Source organism: Kitasatospora sp. NPDC058162 (assembly GCF_042884005.1).
GTDB lineage: Bacteria > Actinomycetota > Actinomycetes > Streptomycetales > Streptomycetaceae > Kitasatospora.
This window is the reverse complement of the sequence record NZ_JBHVUS010000023.1, coordinates 14,316-32,018: the sequence shown is the minus strand read 5'-3', so window position 1 is coordinate 32,018 and position 17,703 is coordinate 14,316. Positions and strand designations below refer to the sequence as shown.

Here is a 17,703-nt window from a genome sequence, read left to right as displayed (position 1 = left end):
CCCGCCGCGCACCACGACACCCACGAGGAGGAACAGCATGACGAGGACACCGCACCGCTGGCGAAGGCTGGTGGCCCTGCTGGCCGCCGTGGTCGGCATCGTCGGGACGGCCACCACGGCCGCTCCCGCCCAGGCCGCAGCCGGCACCGGGGCGCCGCCGAAGATGACGGACGGGTACGGCCTGACCCAGACCGACCAGGCCGTGGGCGACCCGACCGACTTCTACCTCACCGTGACCACGCCCGAGGTCGCGGGCAAGCACCACATCAAGATCATCCTGCCGAGCGGGTACTACGACGACCCCACCCGGCGCTACCCGGTGCTGTACTTCCTGCACGGTTCGCCCGACGACCCGATCCAGCAGAACTACCCGGCGCTGACCATGTCCAACGCGATGATCACGGTCATCCCGGACGGCGGCGTCCGCGGCTGGTACGCGAACTGGCTCAACCAGAACACCCCGGCCGGCGCCCAGAACTGGGAGAACTTCCACCTCAACCAGGTGATCCCGTTCATCGACGCGAACCTGCGCACGGTCGCCACCAAGAAGGCCCGGGCCGTCGCCGGGGTCTCCATGGGCGGCTTCGGGGCCTTCCACTACGCCCAGGACCGCCCCGACCTGTTCAGCCAGACCGCCTCGCTGTCGGGGGACATCGACCTGTCGGCCGATTCCATGGACCTGCGGCTGGCCGTCGTCGCCTCCCTGATCGACGCCCAGGGCGTGGTCTGCGGCTCGTCGTCCGGGGCCTGCGACCCGAACAACGACCCGTACAAGCCCGCCGTGGACAGCGACGCCCTGTTCGGCACGCCCTACCCGGTGTTCAACGCGGACTGGCGGTGGAACGCGGCCGACCCGTCCCAGCACATGGACAAGCTCGCCGGCATCGGCGTCTCCATCTACGTCGGCAACGGCCGCGGGGTGGCCACCGAGCCGGAGTTCTGGCTGGAGGGCGCGTCCAAGCACGTCAAGGACCGGATGGACGCCCTGGGCATGCCCTACCACTACGTCGACTACGGCGACGGCGCGGCCTGGGGGAGCCACTGCAACGGCGCCCACAACGGCGGTTGCTGGGAACAGGACCTGCTGGACCTGATCCCGCGGCTGGAACGGGCCTTCGCCTCCTGACCATGCCTGACCGTGCCGGGCCGTACGGCCGCGGACGGCCCCACCGGGAACGCCCGGTGGGGCCGTCGCCGCGCGGGGCTGGAACTGTCGGAGACGCTCAGGCCCCGCGCAGGATCAGCTGGCGGGTCCGCCGCAGCACCGGCCCGGGGGGCACCCCCAGGTCCTCGGCGAGCCGGCGGCGGGTGCGGTCGAACACGGCCAGCGCGTCGGCCTGGCGACCGCCCCGGTACAGCGCGCCCATCAGCATCGCGGCCACCGGCTCGTTCAGCGGGTGCTCCGCCGACAGGGCGATCAGCTCCGTGACCGCCCGGGCGCACTGGCCCAGCTGGAGCCGCCACTCCGACCGCCGCTGGGCGACGGTGATCCTGCGCTCGACGAGCCGCAGCCGCTCCAACTCGGCGAGCGGGCCCGGCAGTCCGGCCAGCGGCTCCCCGCCGAACAGGTCCAGGGCCCGGGAACAGAGCCGGACCGCCTCGGGCAGGTCGCCCGCCCGGTGGGCCGCCCCGGCGGCGGTGACCAGGTCCTCCATCCGCGCCAGGTCCACCTCGGTCGCACCGGCGGCCAGCCGGTAGCCGTACCGGTCGTGCTCGATCACCGGGACCGGGCAGTCCGCGAGGCGCAGGGTCTTGCGCAGCCGGTAGACGTGCACCGGCACCACATTGGTGACCGGCGGCTCCGACCCCCAGACGCCGTCCAGGAGCTCCTGTTGGCTGACGGTCCGCCCCCGGTGCAGCGCCAGTGCCGCCAGCACGGCCTGCTGGCGCAGGTGCCCCAGGTCCAGGGCCCGCCCGTCGTGCCAGGCCCGCAGCGGTCCGAGCACGGAGATCCGCACCCGCGGACCGGCCGTCCGGCCGGGGGCGCCCCGGGGCGCCGGGTCCGGCCCCGGTGTACGGGGCCCGTGGCCGGGGGCGACCAGCCCGCAGTCGAAGGCGTGGACGATGGCGGCGGCCCGGTCGCGCAGCCCGAGCTTGCCGAGGATCCGCGCGAGGTGTCCGGCCACGATGTCCTCGGAGACGGCGAGGGCGGCCGCGATCTCGTCGTCCCTCAGTCCGCAGCCGACCCCGTGGAGCACCGCGCGCTCCTGCTGCCCGAGTTCGGCTGCGCCCGGCCGGGCGGTGGTGGCGGTCGTCGGCATGGCTGCTCCCTGCACTCCGCGCCGACCGGTCCGGCCGGCGCCGACGTCAAGGTAGTGGCGGCCGTGCCGGGCCCGGAATCCGGAACGATCCGGAGTGGCACTCGAGCCCTGGGTGCACCGTGCCGCTCAGGGGCAGTCCGCGAGGGTCGGGCGGTCCTTGGTGCGGACGGCCGGGAGCCAGGCGGTGCCGGTGCTGGTCGCGGTGCCCGTGCCGGTGGCGGTACCGGTGCCGGTGCCGGTGCCGGGGAGGCGCACCCGGTACCAGAGGGTGGAGGTGCGGTCCTCCTCGTCGATGATCGGCAGGCCGGTGGCGAGCTGGCAGTCGGCGTCCAGGGTGTCGCCGTGCCAGACCCGGGTGGGGACGACGTTGTCCGCGGTGTAGGCGCGCCGCGGGTCGACGGCCAGGCCGAGGCTGCACGCGCGGTCGCGGTCGGCGCGGTCCTGGCAACTGCGCTCGGCGTTGTAGACCCGGATCCGCCCGGGGTGCCCGGGCGGCTCGGACCGCGGCCAGAGCGCTGCGGCGGAGCCAGCGGCCGTGGCGCAGGCGACCAGCGCGAGCAGGGCCGCGCGCGCCCGGGGGCGGCGCCGGCGGCGCGGGCGGCGGCCGCACTGGTGGTCGCGGATGCGGGCGAGCAGGCTCTCGGCGGTGTGCGGGGCGCGGGCGGCGTGGGTGGGGGCGAGGCAGTCGGCGGCCAGGTCGCGCCAGAACGGGGGGACGTCCGGGGCCAGCCGCAGCGCGGCGCGGCCCTCGGCGTACTGCTGGGCCGCGGCGCTGCGGGCGGTGGGGGTGGCACCGGGGAAGGGCGGGACGCCTGCGGCGAACACCTCGTGGATCACGATGCCGAGCGCCCAGATGTCGGCCGTGGTGCGGATCTTGACGCCCTGCTCGCCGAGCGGCTCCTTCCACCGCTCCGGTGGGAGGTAGTCGGGGGTGCCCATCGGGGCGCAGTGGCCGTGGGTGCCGGTGAGTTCGATGGCGAGGCCGAAGTCGGAGAGGCGGACCTCGCCGTCCCGGCCGATCAGGACGTTCTCGGGCTTGAGGTCGGTGTGGACCCAGCCGGAACGGTGCAGATGGGCCAGGCCCTCGCAGATGCCGGCCACGATCCGGCCGCCCCGGTCCTCGTCGACGCCGGTGGCGAGCAGCTCGCGCAGGGTGCACCGGGCGCGCTCCATGACCAGGACGATCGCACCGTCCAGCGCGGGGTGGTCGGGCGCGGCCAGGGCGAGGGTGTCGAGCAGCGGGACCAGCCGGGGGTGCGGGGCGGTGCGGGCCAACTCGACCTCGCGGCGGGCGGCTTCGGCGACGCTGCGGGCCTGGCGGGGGGCGAGCCCGGCGGTCGGCAGCACCTTGAGCGCGACCGTGCCGTCCGGGCCGTCACGTCCGTCCCCGGTGTCGTTCCCGGTGTCGTCCGGAGCGTCCGTTCCGTCCCGGCGGGCGGCGTAGACCGTCGCCCAGCCGCCCTCGCCGATGAGCCCGGTGACGGTCCACCCGCCGACCCGGTGGCCGGGCGGCAGCAGGTCCTCGCCGTCCCCGGGGAAGGCCGGATCGTGCATGGTCGGTGCCCCTCCTACCGTCCGGGCTCGGCGGCTTCGGGGCGCGGCAGGAGGGCGAGGTGCTCCTCGCGGACGATGCCGAACTTCAGCGCGAGTCCGACGACGGCCTCGCGCTTGCCGCTGCGGCGGTCGGTGCGGCCGGCGCCGTCGGGCAGGTCGATGCGGAGCTTCTCGTCGGCGAGGTAGTCCAGGTGCGAGCTGACCGCGCGCGCGGTCAGCCGCGCGCAGGCGGGGTGGTTGCGCAGCCGGGCGACCACCTGCGGGGTGGTGGGCACGGCGGCGGGGGAGAGGTCGCGCAGCCACGGTTCGCAGAGCGCGACCAGCACCAGGAAGTAGGTGGCGGTCTCGTCCAGCGAGTACGCCGTCATGGTGCGGCTCTCCCGGGAGCCGGGGCGGGCGTGCGGGTCGAGGTAGACGTGGTCGGGCGCGAACACCTGGAAGGACAGCGGGGTCTCGCGCCGCGAGGGCAGCACCACCCGGGAGAACTCGAAGGGGATCGGCGCGCCGAGCCGGCGCGGCGGCACCCGGAGGTACTCGCCGGCGCCCTCCGGATTCTCCACCAGGTAGGCGTGGGTGTTGCTGAGGTTGCTCAACTGCCAGTGGTCGTCGGTCGCGTGGATCTCGCCGGCCAGCCGGGAGACCGTCTCGTCGCCGAGCCGGAGTTCCACCGGTGTGCCGACCGAGCCGCGCCCGAAGCGCGCCCGTTCCCCCGGACCGAGCCGCAGGGTCACCGCGTCCTCGCCGTTCCCCTCCGGCAGGTGGACGAGAATCCCGCTCACCGTTCCCCCGTCCCGCGCACCGCTGTTCCGTGTCGCATGTTCCGTGTCGCCTGCCGACCGTTGCCCCGACGGACGAACGTTACCTCTTTGAGCATGACAATAAACGGAATGGTGGTGCAGACCACGTGACGGGGGCGCGCGGCGGGGGCGCGTAACGGAGTGCGTGACGGGGTGTGCGGTGGGGGTGGACGGGCGCACGGACCGGCAGGCCTACCTGCCGATCCGTGCGCCGGGGACTGCCGGTGCCGTCAGTTGACGGCGGGTCCGGCGGTGGTGTTGAGCCAGGCCCAGTCGGACCAGGTGGAGAAGCCGGTCTGCCACTTGTGGAAGACACCGGCACTGCTGGCGCCGAAGACCTCGATCCGGCCGTCGGCGTTGGCGGCGGCGAAGATCTCGGTGCCGCCGCCGCCGAAGGTGTCCCACTGGCCGTACGGGGCGTTCACGCCGGTCTGCCAGATGTGCTGGGCGGTGCTGCCGTTGATGGCGAAGGCCTCCACCCGGCCGTCGGGGGAGCGCTCACTGGTGATCCGGGAGCCGGCCGGTCCGCCGGCGGCCTCCCAGTCGGACCAGGTGGTCGGGTTGGTCTGGTACTTGTGGAAGACGCCGGTGGGTCCGGAGGCGAGGACTTCGAGGCGGCCGTCCTCGTTGTGGTCGACGGTGAGGGCGTGGCCGCCGCCGCCGAAGGTCTCCCAGGTGGACCAGCCGCCGCTGACGGCGGTCTGCCACTGGTGCTGGAAGGTGCTGGCATTGAGGGCGAAGACCTCGAGCCGCCCGTCGGGGGCCTTGCCGAGCCGGACCTCGCTGTCGGCGGGGCCGCCGCCGGCGGACTCCCAGTCGGACCAGCCGCTGTTCGGCGCGGTCTGGTACTTGTGGAAGATGCCGACCGGGCCGGAGGCGAAGACCTCCAGTCGCCCGTCCTGGTTGGCGCCGACGGCGAGGTCGTGGCCGCCGCCGCCGAAGGTCTCCCAGTTCGACCAGGCGCCGGAGGGCTGCAGCTGGTAGCGGTGCTGGAGGGTGGAGCCGTTGAGCGCGAAGACCTCCAGGCGGCCGTCCGCGTTCGGTCCGATCGCCAACTCGGCGCCGCCGGGGCCGCCGAGGGTTTCCCAGTCCGACCAGGCGCCGTTCACCGCGGTCTGCCAGGCGTGCGAGACACCGTTCGCCCCGGCCGCGAACACCTCCAGCCGGCCGTCCGCCCCGCGCGCGGAGACCACCTTGCCGGACTTCGCCGGGTACACCAGCGGCGCCGGTCCCGGGTCGTGGTGGCCGAGCCGGTCCGCGGCGGCCTGCGCCGCGTCCAGGTACCGCAGGTGGGCGCGCTCGTTGTAGGTCGACCAGGGCTGCCAGTTGGTGCCGCCGTTGGAGATGCGGTAGGCCGCGTCGGCGTTGCACTGGGCGTCGAAGGCGCAGGCGTCGCTGACCTCGGGGTGCCAGTAGTCGTTGATCTCCCACAGGCCGCGGTCGCGGGACGGCGGGGTATTGTTCTGGACGTTGGACGCCGACGGGTTGCAGCTGGACTCGGCCATGCCGACGGCGATCGCGGTCACCAGGGCGTCGCCCCGGAAGCCCGCGTGGTAGCCGACCTCGGCGCACAGGTCGATGCCGGTGGCGGCCGGCGCGGGGGTGGCACCGGCCGTCAGGCCCGCCGCCGCCACGCCGAGCGAGACGAGGGCGGACAGCAGGGCGCGGTGGGGCGCCCGGCGGGCGCGTGGTGTGCCGGTCAGTGGTGTGCTGGTCACGGGTGGGCCTTCCTCAGTTGACGGCGGGTCCGGCGGTGGTGTTGAGCCAGGCCCAGTCGGACCAGGTGGAGAAGCCGGTCTGCCACTTGTGGTAGACGCCGGCGCTGCTGCTGCCGAAGACCTCGATCCGGCCGTCGGCGTTGGCGGTCGCGGTGATCCCGGTGCCGGCGCCGCCGAAGGCGTCCCACTGGGTGTAGGGGGCGTTCAGGCCGGTCTGCCAGGTGTGTTGGGCGGTGCTGCCGTTGATGGCGAACACCTCGACGCGGCCGTCCGCCGTCGGCTGGCTGGTGAGCCGGGCGTCGGCCGGTCCGCCGGCGGGCTCCCAGTCGGACCAGGTGGTCGGGTTGCTCTGGTACTTGTGGAACACCCCGGCGGGCCCGGAGGCGAAGACCTCCAGCCGCCCGTCCTGGTTGTGGTCGACGGTGAGGGCGTGGCCGCCGCCGCCGAAGGTCTCCCAGGTGGACCAGCCGCCGCTGACGGCGGTCTGCCACTGGTGCTGGAAGGTGGTGGCGTTGAGGGCGAAGACCTCGAGCCTGCCGTCGGGGGCCTTGCCGAGTCCGAGCTCGCTGTCGGCGGGGCCGCCGCCGGCGGACTCCCAGTCGGACCAGCCGCTGTTGGGCGCGGTCTGGTACTTGTGGAAGATGCCGACCGGGCCGGAGGCGAAGACCTCCAGCCGGCCGTCCTGGTTGGCGCCGACGGCGAGGTCGTGTCCGCCGCCGCCGAAGGTCTCCCAGCTGGACCAGGCGCCGGAGGGCTGGAGCTGGTAGCGGTGCTGGAGGGTGGAGCCGTTGAGCGCGAACAGTTCCAGGCGGCCGTCCGCGTTCGGTCCGATCGCCAACTCGGCGCCGCCCGGGCCGCCCAGGGACTCCCAGTCCGACCAGGCCCCGCTCACGGCCGTCTGCCAGGCGTGCGAGACGCCGTTCGCCCCGGCCGCGAACACCTCCAGCCGGCCGTCCGCCCCGCGGGTGGACACCACCTTGCCGGAGTGTGCCGGGTACACCGGCGGGGCGGGGCGGGGGCCGGTCCCCGGCCGGCAGGGCATGGTGATGCCGCGGTCCGCGAGGTAGGGGATCGGGTCGGTGCGCACGGTCGCGTTCGCGTCGGCCCAGACCCGAAGGTGCAGGTGGGGGCCGCTGGCCTCGCCCTCGCTGCCCATCAGCGCGATCTGCTGACCGGCCGTCACATGATCGCCGACGGCCACGTCCCGCTCGCGCATGTGCCCGTACTCGGTGATGGTCCCGTCCGGGTGCAGGATGCGGATCCACTGGCCGTAGCCCTGGGCCGGTCCGGAGGCCGTCACCTCGCCGTCGCCGACCGCGTAGATCGGGCTGCCGTAGTCGTTGGCGATGTCGATGCCGTTGTGCTCCGGGGTGTAACCCTGGGAGATGTAGCCGCCGTTGGGGCAGGAGGCCGCGAACCCGGCGACGGCCGCCGGGGCCGCTCCGGCGGGGGCCGCCGGCAGGGCGACCGGCAGCAGCAGCGAGGCGGCGGCCAGGGCCAGGCGCGCGGCCCGGCGGGGGAGCGAGCGGTGGGAGCGGGGGTCCAACACCCCCCTGCGGGCGAGGTGGTGCGCGGTCATCCTGACCTCCTGGGGACGGGACGGCAGCCCGTCCGGACTGCCCGGGTATCGAGCGGTTCGGACGGTAGCCACCCGCCACCCGGCGCGGAATCCGGAACCATCCGGACTGACAGCACCGGTCCGCGTGTTGAGACTGTCCCGCCGCGGCTCCCGGCCGCCCGGAATGCTTGAACAACTGATGGACCATCAGCTAACAGAACCTCAACTCCCGGTGTACGCAAGGGTTCTGGGAAGTTCTGTGATATCCATTGGCCCGATGAACTTTTCCGAGGTCAGCCCCGTTGTCGGGTGTGATCTGGATCACTCTATGCTACCGGTCGGTAGTTAGTTAGCTTTCTCTCCGTTGCATGACAAGATCAACGGGGAGACGGCGTATGAGTATTGAGAAGTTGGTCGCGACGCAGCAGGAGTACTACGACGAGCGCGCCGTCGAATACGACGACACGTTCGTGCCCTACCAGGAAGCCGCCTCTCCCGCGCTCCTGGAGCGCCTCGCCACCGGCGAGTTGCGCGGAGACGTGCTGGAGCTCGCCCCCGGAACCGGCTACTGGACGCGCCACCTCGTGAAGCGCGTCGACAGCCTCACCGCGGTCGACGGCTCGGCGAGCATGATCGAGGTCGCGCGCGCCAAGGGCCTCGGCGACGTCGAGTTCATCCAGTCCGACCTCTTCGAGTGGCAGCCCCACCGCCAGTTCGACGGAGTCTTCTTCGCGCACTGGCTGGCACACGTCCCGCTCGAGTACTTCGACGACTTCTGGGCGCGGGTCGCCAAGGCGCTCAAGCCCGGCGGCGTGGTCGAGTTCGTGGACGTGACCCCGCTGGAGCGCATCGGCGAGGCCGAGGACCAGGAGGACCCGGAGCACGCGGTCGTCCGCTCGCTCGCCGACGGCCGTGAGTTCCGCATCGTGAAGATCTTCTTCGAGCCCGCCGAGCTGGAGCGCCGTCTGACCGCCCTCGGCTGGGAGTGCACGGTCGAGGAGGCCGCCCCCGGTTTCTTCTACGGCCGGGCCCGCCGCGCCGGCGAGACCGAAAGCGCGGAGTAACCCGCTTCATGGAGGCCACCCGAGCCACCGCCCCGTCGTCGTCGGACACTCCGCCGGGATGGCGGGAGAGGATGAGCACACCGGGCTTCGCCCTGCTGGCGATCTGCTTCACCCAGGCGCTCGTCCTGCTGGACACCACCGTCGTCAACATCGCCTTCCACACCATCGAGCAGGGCCTGGACGCCTCGCTCGACCAGATCCTTTGGGTGACGAACAGTTACCTGCTCACCTACGCCGTCCTGTTGGTCCTCGGCGGGCGGCTGGGCGATCTGTTCGGAACGCGACGGGTGCTGCTGATCGGCCTGGTCGTCTTCACCGTCACCTCGGCGGCCTGCGGACTGGCCCAGACGCCGGGTCAACTCATCCTGGGGCGTGGCCTCCAGGGCATCGGCGCGGCGCTGCTCGCCGCGCAGGCGATGGCCGTGATCACCCGGGTGTTCCCGGCCGAGCAGCGGGGCCGGGCGATGGGGACGTGGGGCGCCTTCGCGGGCCTGGCGACCGCCGTCGGGCCGACGGTGGGCGGGTTGCTGGCCGACACGCTCGGCTGGCGCGCCATCTTCGTGATCAACGTCCCGGTCGGTGTCGTCGGCTTCGTCCTGGTGATGCTGAGCGTTCCGCCGCTGCGGGGCGAAGGCCGGGCCCGGCTCGACCTGTTGGGCTCCGTCGTGCTGGCCGTCGCGATCTTCCTGCTGGTCTACCCGCTGGTCGAGGGGGAGCGGCACCACTGGGGCACGCTGTGGGGACCGGTCACGGTGCCCGGCTGCCTGGCGGCGGGGCTGGTGGTGCTCGGCGCCTTCGTGCTGGTGCAGCGCCGGCGGCAGGGGCGGGACCCGCTGATCCCGTTCGGGTTGGTCCGCAACCGGAACTTCGCGCTGCTGTCGCTGGTGATCGGCGCCATCCCCGGCGCGGTGGCCGCCGTGCTGCTGCTCGTTCCGCTGTACCTCCAGACGGTGCGGCACTGGTCGCCGTTCGGCGCCGGACTGGTGCTCGCGGTGCCGCCGCTGATCTCGGTGGTGGTGGCCCGGCGTTCCGGTCGGCTGGTGGACGCGGTCGGCGGCAAGACCGTGCTGATCGTCGGCCTGCTGCTGTTCGCGGCGGGCGTGGCCGGACAGGTGCCTGCTCTGTCGGAGCACTCCTCGTGGCTCCTGCTGCTGCCCGGTCTGGTCGTCATGGGCGTCGGCATGGGGGTGTGCTTCGCCCCCTCGGTCGCGGTCGCGATGCAGGACGTCCCGTCGGAGCTGGCCGGGGTGGCGTCCGGAGTGTTCAACACCACCCGGCTGTGCGGCAGTCTGCTGTGCACCGCGCTGACGGGTGCGCTCTTCCAAGTCGGGCTGGCCCGGGGCGACTTCTCCGCTGCGGTCAGGACCACCTACCTGATCCCCGTCCTCGCGCTGTTGGCCGGGGCCCTGCTGTCGGGCGGGCTCCGCCGCGCCCCCGCCAAGACCGCCGGGTCCTGAGACACCGCCGCCGGTTCCTGAGACCGCCGGTTCCTGCGACCGTCGGCTCCTGAGACCGCCGGCTCGGCTCCTGAGGCCGGTCGGTCCACGCAGAATTCCCAACTCTTCGCCTATCGCGCGTTCCTGAAGACAGCGACGCGCTGTTGGAGGCAGCAAAATGGCCAAGTCGATCAGTGTTGACCATGCTCTCGTCAGAAAAGCCGCCAACAAGTACTTCCTGCGGTCCTACGGCGGCGACCGCCGCCCGCGCTTCACCTCGCCCTACCCGCTGTTCCCGGCGGTCCGTGAGCTGGAGGCCAAGCTGCCCCAACTTCAGGCCGAGATCGAGGAGTTGATGAAGCAGCGCGAGCTGGGGCGGTACGAGGACATCGACCCCGTGCGCGCCGCCCAGATCTCCAAGGACTGGCGGCTCTACTACGCCTACGTGCTGGGCGTGCCCAACGAGGCCGCCCGGAAGGACACGCCGACCCTCCTGGAGTTCGCGGAGAAGACCCCCGGCGTGGTGAGCGCGATGGTCTCGGTGCTCGAACCGGGCGTCAACCTCGACCCGCACGCCGGACCGTACGCCGGGATCCTCCGCTACCACCTCTGCATCAGCACCCCGGAGAAGAACCCGCCGCGGATCCGGGTGGACCAGGAGTACTACACCTGGAAGGCGGGCGAGAGCATCGTCCTCGACGACACCTTCGAGCACGAGGTGCGCAACGAGGCCGACGAGCCCCGGGTCGTCATCATCATCGACTTCCGCCGTCCGCTGGGTCCGCTGGCCGACAGCGTGAACCGCTGGTTCCTGCGCACCAAGCGCGAGGCGTCCAGCAAGATGATCCAGCTCTCGAACGGGGACTACTGATGCCCGGCACCCTCATCGTCACCGGCGCGGCCCGGGGCATCGGCGCCGCGACGGCGCGCCTGGCCGGGCAGCGCGGCTACCGCGTCTGCGTGAACTACCTCCACAACGAGGCGGCCGCCGAGGCGGTGGTCCGGGAGATCACCCAGGCCGGCGGGACGGCCCTCGCGGTCCGGGCGGACGTCTCCCGCGAGGCCGAGGTGGAGCGGCTGTTCGCCACCGCGGACGCCGAACTCGGCCCGCTCACCGGGCTGGTGAACAACGTGGGCGTGGCCGGGAAGAAGTCCCGGATCGAGGACCTGGACGAGGAGCGGCTGCACCGCGTCCTCACCACCAATGTGGTCAGCGCCTTCCTCTGCGCCAAGCACGCGGTCCGCCGGATGTCCTCCCGGTACGGCGGCCAGGGCGGCGCGATCGTCAACGTCTCCTCTGCTGCCGCCCGCCTCGGCTCGGCGAACGAGTACGTGGACTACGCGGCCTCCAAGGGCGCGATGGACACGCTGACGACCGGCCTGTCGCTGGAGGTCGCCGCCGAGGGGATCCGGGTCAACTCGGTGCGCCCCGGCTTCATCCGCACCGACTTCCACGCCACCGCGGGCGATCCGGACCGGGTCGACCGGCTGCAGGGCAACCTGCCGATGCAGCGCGGCGGGGAGCCGGAGGAGGTGGCCGAGGCGATCCTGTGGCTGCTCTCGGACCAGGCGTCCTTCGTCACGGGGTCGTTCACCGAGCTGGCGGGCGGCAAGTGAGCCGGCCCGGCGGCGACGTGCTGCAGGCGAAGGCGAACACCGCCGTCGAGGTGCTCCGCTCCGTCGAGAGCATCGGCCGGGCCGACTGGGAGCGGCTGGCGGTGGCGGACAACGTCTTCTACGGCTACGACTTCCTGTGCTCGATCGAGCGCGACCCGCTGACCCGGCCGGCCACCCCGTACTACCTGCTGGCCCGGGACCGGTCGGGTGCGCCGTCCGCCGCACTGGTGCTCTCCCTCCAGGAGACGGTCGACCCCTTCGCCACCGACCCCGACGCCGGTGTCACCCGGATGCTGGTCGGCCACATCTGGCACTGCTACGACACGACGGTGCCCTCGGCCGGCACCCTCGGGTCGGAGACGGTCGCCGCGCTCTGCGCGACGATGGGAACGCTAGCCGAGGAACTCGACGTCGCCACCTACGGTTTGGTGAACATCCCGTGGCAGGGGGACCTCGCCGGGCTGCTGGCCGGGGCCGGGCTGCCGGGCCAGGAGACGACGCCGCGCTACCGCCTGCCCATCCCGCCGGAGGGCCTGACCCTCGACGACCACCTGGCCACCATCGGCCGGGCCTCGCGCCGCTCGCTGCGGCAGTACATGCGCCGGGCCGAGCGGGCCGGCGCACGGATCACCTTCGAGGAGGGCGCCACCGTCCTCGACGACGCGGCGCTGGCGCTCTGCACGGCGACCGCCGACAAGCACGCCCCGGGCTACTACCCGCCGGAGGAACTGTCCGCCCTGATCCGGGCGTTGGGCCCGGACTGCCGGATCCTGCGGATCGAGCTGGACGGCGTGCTGCAGGCGGTGTCGATCTGCCTGCTGGACGAGCAGCGGGCGCACTTCTGGGCGGGCGGCTGCCTGTACCCGGAGGAGCTCAACTGGAGCCCGCAGTACGTGCTGTTCGGCGCCGAGCTGGAGTACGGCATGGCCAGCGGGAAGCCGGTCGTGGAGTTCGGCCGGCGCAACGACGAGTTCAAGCGGCGCTACGGCCTGCACCCACAGCGCCTGGGCCGGTTCATGGTCTCGCGCTAGACCCATCGATATCAGGGGGAAGTCTTGGACGGCTCTCTACCGGAGAGTGACTATTCGCTGCGGTCCGCACGCTTGTTGCGGTCCGCGGCCAACGATCTGAAGCGGGACGACGCCTCGGCCGAGCAGGACCTCGGCCTGCCGCCCGGCACCTTCGCCGAGCTCACCTCGGGACGCCGGCCGGTCGACTGGGACCTGGTCGGCAAGGCGGCCGCCGTCTGGCCGCTCAACGAACGCGATCTGCTGCCGATCCACGACGACTGCCCGGACGGCGTGCGGATCCACCGGCTGGCCGACTCCGTCGCCAGCGGACGGACCATCAACCGGGGCGGCAGCCCGTACTACGAGTACCGCGACACCGCGATGTCCCGGGTGGCCTCGTACCGGCCGGAGTGGATCAGCATGCTCCGGGTGGTCGAGGACAGCGACCCGGACAACCCGGCGGTGGAGTGGAACCGGGGCCACCTGCTGTACCAGTTCACCTACTTCGTCGGCCCGGTGAACTACTACTACCGCTGGGAGGGCGTCTCCCACTGCGTCGAGATGAACACCGGCGACTCGGTGTGGGGCCTGCCCTTCGCGCCGCACTCCTTCACCTCGCGCTCCAGCACCGAGCCCGCCTACATCCTCGCCCTCACCTACGGCGGCGACCTGCTGGGCGACGCCCAGCGGGAGCTGTCGGTGCTCGGCGCCGGGGCGGCCCGGGCCCTGGCCCTGCCCGCCGAACAGGGCGCGCTGCTGCGCTCGTTCGCCCAGGCGCGGCTGCTCTCCGGCGAGGAGCTCGCCCGCCGGGCGAAGCTGCCCGCACCGTACGTGGCGCAGCTGCTCTCGGGCGAGGCCTCCGCCTCCTCCGACGAGACCGCCGCCCTGGCCGAGGCGCTCGGGGTGGCCGTCCGCGAGCTCCTGCCGACCCGGATCGACACCGAGGCGGGGGTGCACCTCGCGCACCGCTCCGGGGCGCGGTCCTGGGAGCTGCCGGAGCAGGGCCGGGCGGCCTACCGGGTGAGCCAGCTGGCCGGCGACCCGGCGCACCCGCACACCACGGCGCTGGAGGTCGACGTCCTCCCGGGCGCCGACGCCTCGGACGGCTGGCTGACCACCTACCAGCACCAGTACGTCTACGTCCTCGACGGGGCCCCGGTGGAGCTCCACTGGGAGCACCGGGGCGAGCGCCGCACCGAGCGGCTGGAGCCCGGCGACTCCGCCTACGTCCTGCCGGGGACGCGGCTGGCCTTCGCCGCCGTGGACGCGGCCCCGGGCGGTCCCACCGCCCAGGTGCTGCTGCTCCGCGTGGGCGGCGCCACCACCACGGACGTGCGGTTCGCCCTCGCCACCATCCCGGGTGACGGCATCGAGCGGTACCTCGACGAGGACCGGCTCTGGTTCACCTCCGACGCGGCGCCGTCCGACGCAGCACGGCCCGCCGCAGCACAGACCGACGCACCGCAGTACGACTCAACGGATCAGGAGTCCGCACGTGAGCACTGAGCGATCGAGCAAGTCCAGCCGGCTTCGGGCCCTGCTGGCGGGGGACACCATCGTCCGGGCCATGGGCGCCCACAACGGCCTCACCGCCCGGCTGGCCGAGCGGGCCGGCTTCGAGGCGATCTGGGCCTCCGGGCTGGAGATCTCCGCCAGCTACGCGCTGCCGGACCAGAGCCTGCTGAGCATGACCCAGTTCCTGGACGCCGCCGAGGCGATGGACGCGGCCACCACCGTCCCGGTCATCGCCGACTGCGACACCGGCTTCGGCGGGCCGCTCAACGTGGCCCACGCGGTGGCCAACTACGAGCGGCGCGGGATCGCCGGCATCTGTATCGAGGACAAGATCTTCCCGAAGATCAACAGCTTCGCGGCGGCCTCCCAGGACCTCATCCCGGCCGTGGACTTCGCCGAGAAGATCGAGGCCGGGAAGAGCGCCCAGGTCTCCGAGGACTTCGTGCTGATCGCGCGGACCGAGGCGCTGGTCGCGGGCCAGGACGTGGCGGAGGCGCTGGACCGGGCCCGGACCTACGCCAAGGCCGGCGCCGACGCCGTCCTGATCCACAGCAAGAGCCGCCAGCCCCGGGAGATCCTGGAGTTCGCCTCCCAGTGGGACCTCGACACCCCGCTGGTCGCCGTGCCGACCACGTACAACGGCATCCACGAGTCCGAGCTGCGCGCGGCCGGCTTCAGCGTGGTCATCTACGCGAACCAGGGCCTGCGCGGGGCCATCCGGGGGATCAAGGCCACCCTGTCCGAGCTCGCCAGCAGCGGGCGCGGCGAGGCCGTCGAGGAGCAGATCTCGACGATGAGCGAGGTCTTCGAACTCCAGGGCATGACCGCCAAGTTCGAGAGCACCGTATGAGCGGGTACGTATCCGCCACCGGGCTGCTCGACGGGCTGAGGACGCTCGGCACCCAGCTGGTCACCGGCGTCCCGTGCTCCTTCTTCGGCGGCCCGATCCGGCTGCTGGAGGAGGGGCGGGCCGGGGGACTGCGCTACGTCCCGGCGGTGAACGAGGGCTCGGCCCTGGCGATCGCCGCCGGGTCCCAGCTCGGCGGCGAGCCGGCCGTGGTGCTCACCCAGAACTCCGGGTTCGGCAACCTGATCAACCCGCTCACCTCGCTGGTGCTGCCCTACAAGCTCCCGGTGCTGGTGATGATGAGCCTGCGCGGCTGGCCGGCCGCGGGGGCCGGCGAGCAGCAGCACCACTGGATGGGACAGGTCTCCCACCCGTGGCTGAGCTCGATGGAGATCCCGCACTGGACGCTGGACGGGCAGGTGCCCTTCGACCAGGTGCTGTCCGAGGCGGGCGACGCGCTCAAGGCGCGCCGCCCGGCCTTCCTCCTGGTGCCCAAGGGCGCCATCGGCGGCGTCCCCGGCGTGACCGAGCACGGCCGCGCCGCCGGGCCGGACCGCGCCGACCTGGTGTCCGCGGTGCTGGCCGAGGTGACGGACGAGCACCTGCTGGCCACCACCGGCTTCCTGTCCCGCGAGCTGTTCAACCAGGGCGACCGGCCGGGCAACTTCTACATGCAGGGCTCGATGGGCCACGTCGGCAGCGTCGCGCTGGGCGCGGCGATGGCCCGGCCCGAGCGCCGGTTCGTGGTCCTGGACGGCGACGGCGCGGCGCTGATGCACATGGGCGCGATGGCCACCCTGGGCCACTACCGGCCGGAGAACCTGCGGCACGTCGTCTTCGACAACGGCAGCTACGAGTCGACCGGCACCCAGCTGACCGCGGCGGGCCGCACCGACTTCGCGGCCGTCGCCCTGGCCTGCGGCTACCGCACGGCGGTGACGGTCGACTCGGTGGCCGAGCTGCGCCCGGCGCTGCGCCGACTGCTGGACCAGCCCGGTCCCGCGCTGCTGGCGGTGCGCGGGGTGCCCGGCGCGGCGGCGGGCGGACGGGCCTCGGAGAAGGTCTCCCCGGACGAGATCGCCGACCGCTTCGCCCACGGGCTGGTGGCGGGCGCGGGTCCGGTGGGGGACACGGCTACCGCCGGGGAAACCCATGCTGTCTGAACTGGTACGACTGCCGGGCCACCCGTCCGCGCACTTCGGCCAGGGCGCGGCCGGCCGGCTGCCGGAGGTCCTGGAGGCCCTGGCGGCCTCCAGGGTCCTGGTGGTCGGCGGCCGCGGCTCCTTCGAACTGTCCGGCGCCGCCGAGCTGGTGCGGGGCCTGGAACGGGACCACCGGATCCGCTGCTTCATCGGCTCCGGGCCGAACCCGACCCTGCGGACGGTCGAGGAAGGGCTGGCCGTCGCCCGGGAGTTCGCCCCCGACGTGGTGGTCGGCGTGGGCGGCGGCAGCAGCATGGACCTCGCCAAGGCGGTCGCCGTGCTCGCCCGCCAGCCCCGCCGCCCGCTGGACTACCTGCGCGACCCGGAGCTGCTGGAGCCCGACCGGCTCGGGCTGGTCCTGCTGCCGACCACCAGCGGCTCCGGCAGCGAGCTGACCAGGTTCGCGACCATCTACGTCGACGGCCGCAAGCACTCGCTGGACTCGGAACTCTCCCGGGCGGACGCCGTCCTGGTCGATCCGGGCCTCACCGAGAGCGTCCCGCTGCGGGTCGGCGCGGCGGCCGGTGCGGACGCGCTCTGCCAGGCGGTCGAGTCCTGCTGGGCGGTCAGCGCCACGCCCGAGTCCCTCGGGTACGCCCGGCAGGCGGTCGGCTCGCTGGTGCCCGCGCTGGACCGGCTGGTCGGCGGCACACCGCCGTACGACCGTGAGGTGTACGAGGGGCTGGCCCTGGGCGCGGCGCTCTCGGGCGCGGCGATCAACCTCACCCGGACCACCGCCGGCCACGCGCTCTCGTACGGGCTGACGGCCCGTGCCGGGATCCCGCACGGGCTGGCCGTCGCCCTCCACATGCGCTGGCTGATCGGCCACAACGCGGCCGCCGGCGAGGGCGACTGCCTGCACCCGGACGGACCGGCCGTGCTGCGCGGCCTGATCGACGACCTCCAGTCGACGTGCGCCCGGAGCACCGGCGACTCGCTGGAGGGGCTGCTCGGCCGGCTCCTGGAGCGCGGCGGCAGCCCGTCCCGGCTGGCCGGGCTGGGGCTCGACGCCGAGGACTGGACGGCGGACTGGCAGCAGGCGCTCGGCACCGTCCGAGGTGGCAACAACCCGCGCGCAGTGACGCCGGACGACGTACGCAAAGCACTGGAAGAGTAGGAGTTCG

At 73.1% G+C, this 17,703-nt stretch carries 15 protein-coding genes; 10 read left to right on the top strand and 5 right to left on the bottom strand.

Going from position 1 to position 17,703, the window contains the following annotated elements:
* Positions 1-37: 37 nt before the first annotated feature.
* On the top strand, positions 38-1,126 hold the full coding sequence (locus ACFVXG_RS31240) for an alpha/beta hydrolase (protein ID WP_387932223.1): 1,089 nt from the start codon (positions 38-40) through the stop codon (positions 1,124-1,126).
* A gap of 97 nt (positions 1,127-1,223) precedes the next feature.
* On the opposite strand, the gene ACFVXG_RS31235 is transcribed toward ACFVXG_RS31240, so the two are convergent.
* From ACFVXG_RS31235 to ACFVXG_RS31215, 5 genes are all read right to left on the bottom strand, one after another.
* A complete protein-coding gene (locus tag ACFVXG_RS31235) occupies positions 1,224-2,261 on the bottom strand; it encodes a BTAD domain-containing putative transcriptional regulator (protein WP_387932222.1) in 1,038 nt (345 codons plus the stop codon).
* 126 nt (positions 2,262-2,387) lie between these two features.
* Positions 2,388-3,815 (bottom strand): serine/threonine-protein kinase, encoded by a 1,428-nt coding sequence (locus ACFVXG_RS31230; RefSeq protein WP_387932220.1) that lies wholly within the window; start codon positions 3,813-3,815, stop codon positions 2,388-2,390.
* Between the two features lie 14 nt (positions 3,816-3,829).
* Positions 3,830-4,594: a serine/threonine protein kinase gene (locus tag ACFVXG_RS31225; RefSeq protein WP_350503197.1), complete on the bottom strand. Its 765-nt coding sequence runs from the start codon at positions 4,592-4,594 to the stop codon at positions 3,830-3,832.
* Positions 4,595-4,842: 248 nt separating this feature from the next.
* Entirely contained in the window at positions 4,843-6,330 is a 1,488-nt protein-coding gene (locus ACFVXG_RS31220; protein ID WP_387932218.1) for a hypothetical protein, read from the bottom strand.
* A gap of 13 nt (positions 6,331-6,343) precedes the next feature.
* A complete protein-coding gene (locus tag ACFVXG_RS31215) occupies positions 6,344-7,909 on the bottom strand; it encodes a peptidoglycan DD-metalloendopeptidase family protein (protein ID WP_387932216.1) in 1,566 nt (521 codons plus the stop codon).
* A gap of 374 nt (positions 7,910-8,283) precedes the next feature.
* On the opposite strand from ACFVXG_RS31215, the gene ACFVXG_RS31210 reads away from it, so the two are divergent.
* The 9 genes from ACFVXG_RS31210 (at position 8,284) to ACFVXG_RS31170 (ending at position 17,696) form a co-directional block, all read left to right on the top strand.
* Positions 8,284-8,952, top strand: a complete 669-nt coding sequence (locus ACFVXG_RS31210; RefSeq protein WP_387932214.1) for a class I SAM-dependent methyltransferase — start codon at positions 8,284-8,286, stop codon at positions 8,950-8,952.
* 71 nt (positions 8,953-9,023) lie between these two features.
* Complete coding sequence (locus ACFVXG_RS31205; protein ID WP_387932212.1) at positions 9,024-10,409, top strand: MFS transporter; 1,386 nt, start codon at positions 9,024-9,026, stop codon at positions 10,407-10,409.
* A gap of 157 nt (positions 10,410-10,566) precedes the next feature.
* Complete coding sequence (locus ACFVXG_RS31200) at positions 10,567-11,259, top strand: aspartyl/asparaginyl beta-hydroxylase domain-containing protein (RefSeq protein WP_387932210.1); 693 nt, start codon at positions 10,567-10,569, stop codon at positions 11,257-11,259.
* A complete protein-coding gene (locus ACFVXG_RS31195; RefSeq protein WP_387932208.1) occupies positions 11,259-12,005 on the top strand; it encodes an SDR family oxidoreductase in 747 nt (248 codons plus the stop codon). Before ACFVXG_RS31200 ends, ACFVXG_RS31195 begins: the two co-directional genes overlap by 1 nt.
* The gene (locus ACFVXG_RS31190; RefSeq protein ID WP_387932206.1) at positions 12,002-13,036 is read left to right on the top strand and encodes a GNAT family N-acetyltransferase; all 1,035 of its coding nucleotides are present in this window, start codon (positions 12,002-12,004) and stop codon (positions 13,034-13,036) included. The genes ACFVXG_RS31195 and ACFVXG_RS31190 overlap by 4 nt, the downstream gene beginning before the upstream one ends.
* A 72-nt stretch (positions 13,037-13,108) precedes the next feature.
* Positions 13,109-14,521, top strand: coding sequence for a helix-turn-helix domain-containing protein (locus ACFVXG_RS31185; protein ID WP_387932204.1), 1,413 nt, complete (start codon positions 13,109-13,111; stop codon positions 14,519-14,521).
* Positions 14,511-15,380 carry an isocitrate lyase/phosphoenolpyruvate mutase family protein gene (locus ACFVXG_RS31180; protein WP_387932202.1) on the top strand — a complete coding sequence of 290 codons (870 nt, stop codon included), beginning with the start codon at positions 14,511-14,513 and terminating at the stop codon, positions 15,378-15,380. Before ACFVXG_RS31185 ends, ACFVXG_RS31180 begins: the two co-directional genes overlap by 11 nt.
* Complete coding sequence (gene aepY / locus ACFVXG_RS31175) at positions 15,377-16,540, top strand: phosphonopyruvate decarboxylase (RefSeq protein ID WP_387932200.1); 1,164 nt, start codon at positions 15,377-15,379, stop codon at positions 16,538-16,540. Before ACFVXG_RS31180 ends, aepY begins: the two co-directional genes overlap by 4 nt.
* Positions 16,530-17,696: an iron-containing alcohol dehydrogenase gene (locus ACFVXG_RS31170; protein WP_387932198.1), complete on the top strand. Its 1,167-nt coding sequence runs from the start codon at positions 16,530-16,532 to the stop codon at positions 17,694-17,696. Before aepY ends, ACFVXG_RS31170 begins: the two co-directional genes overlap by 11 nt.
* Positions 17,697-17,703 lie beyond the last annotated feature (7 nt).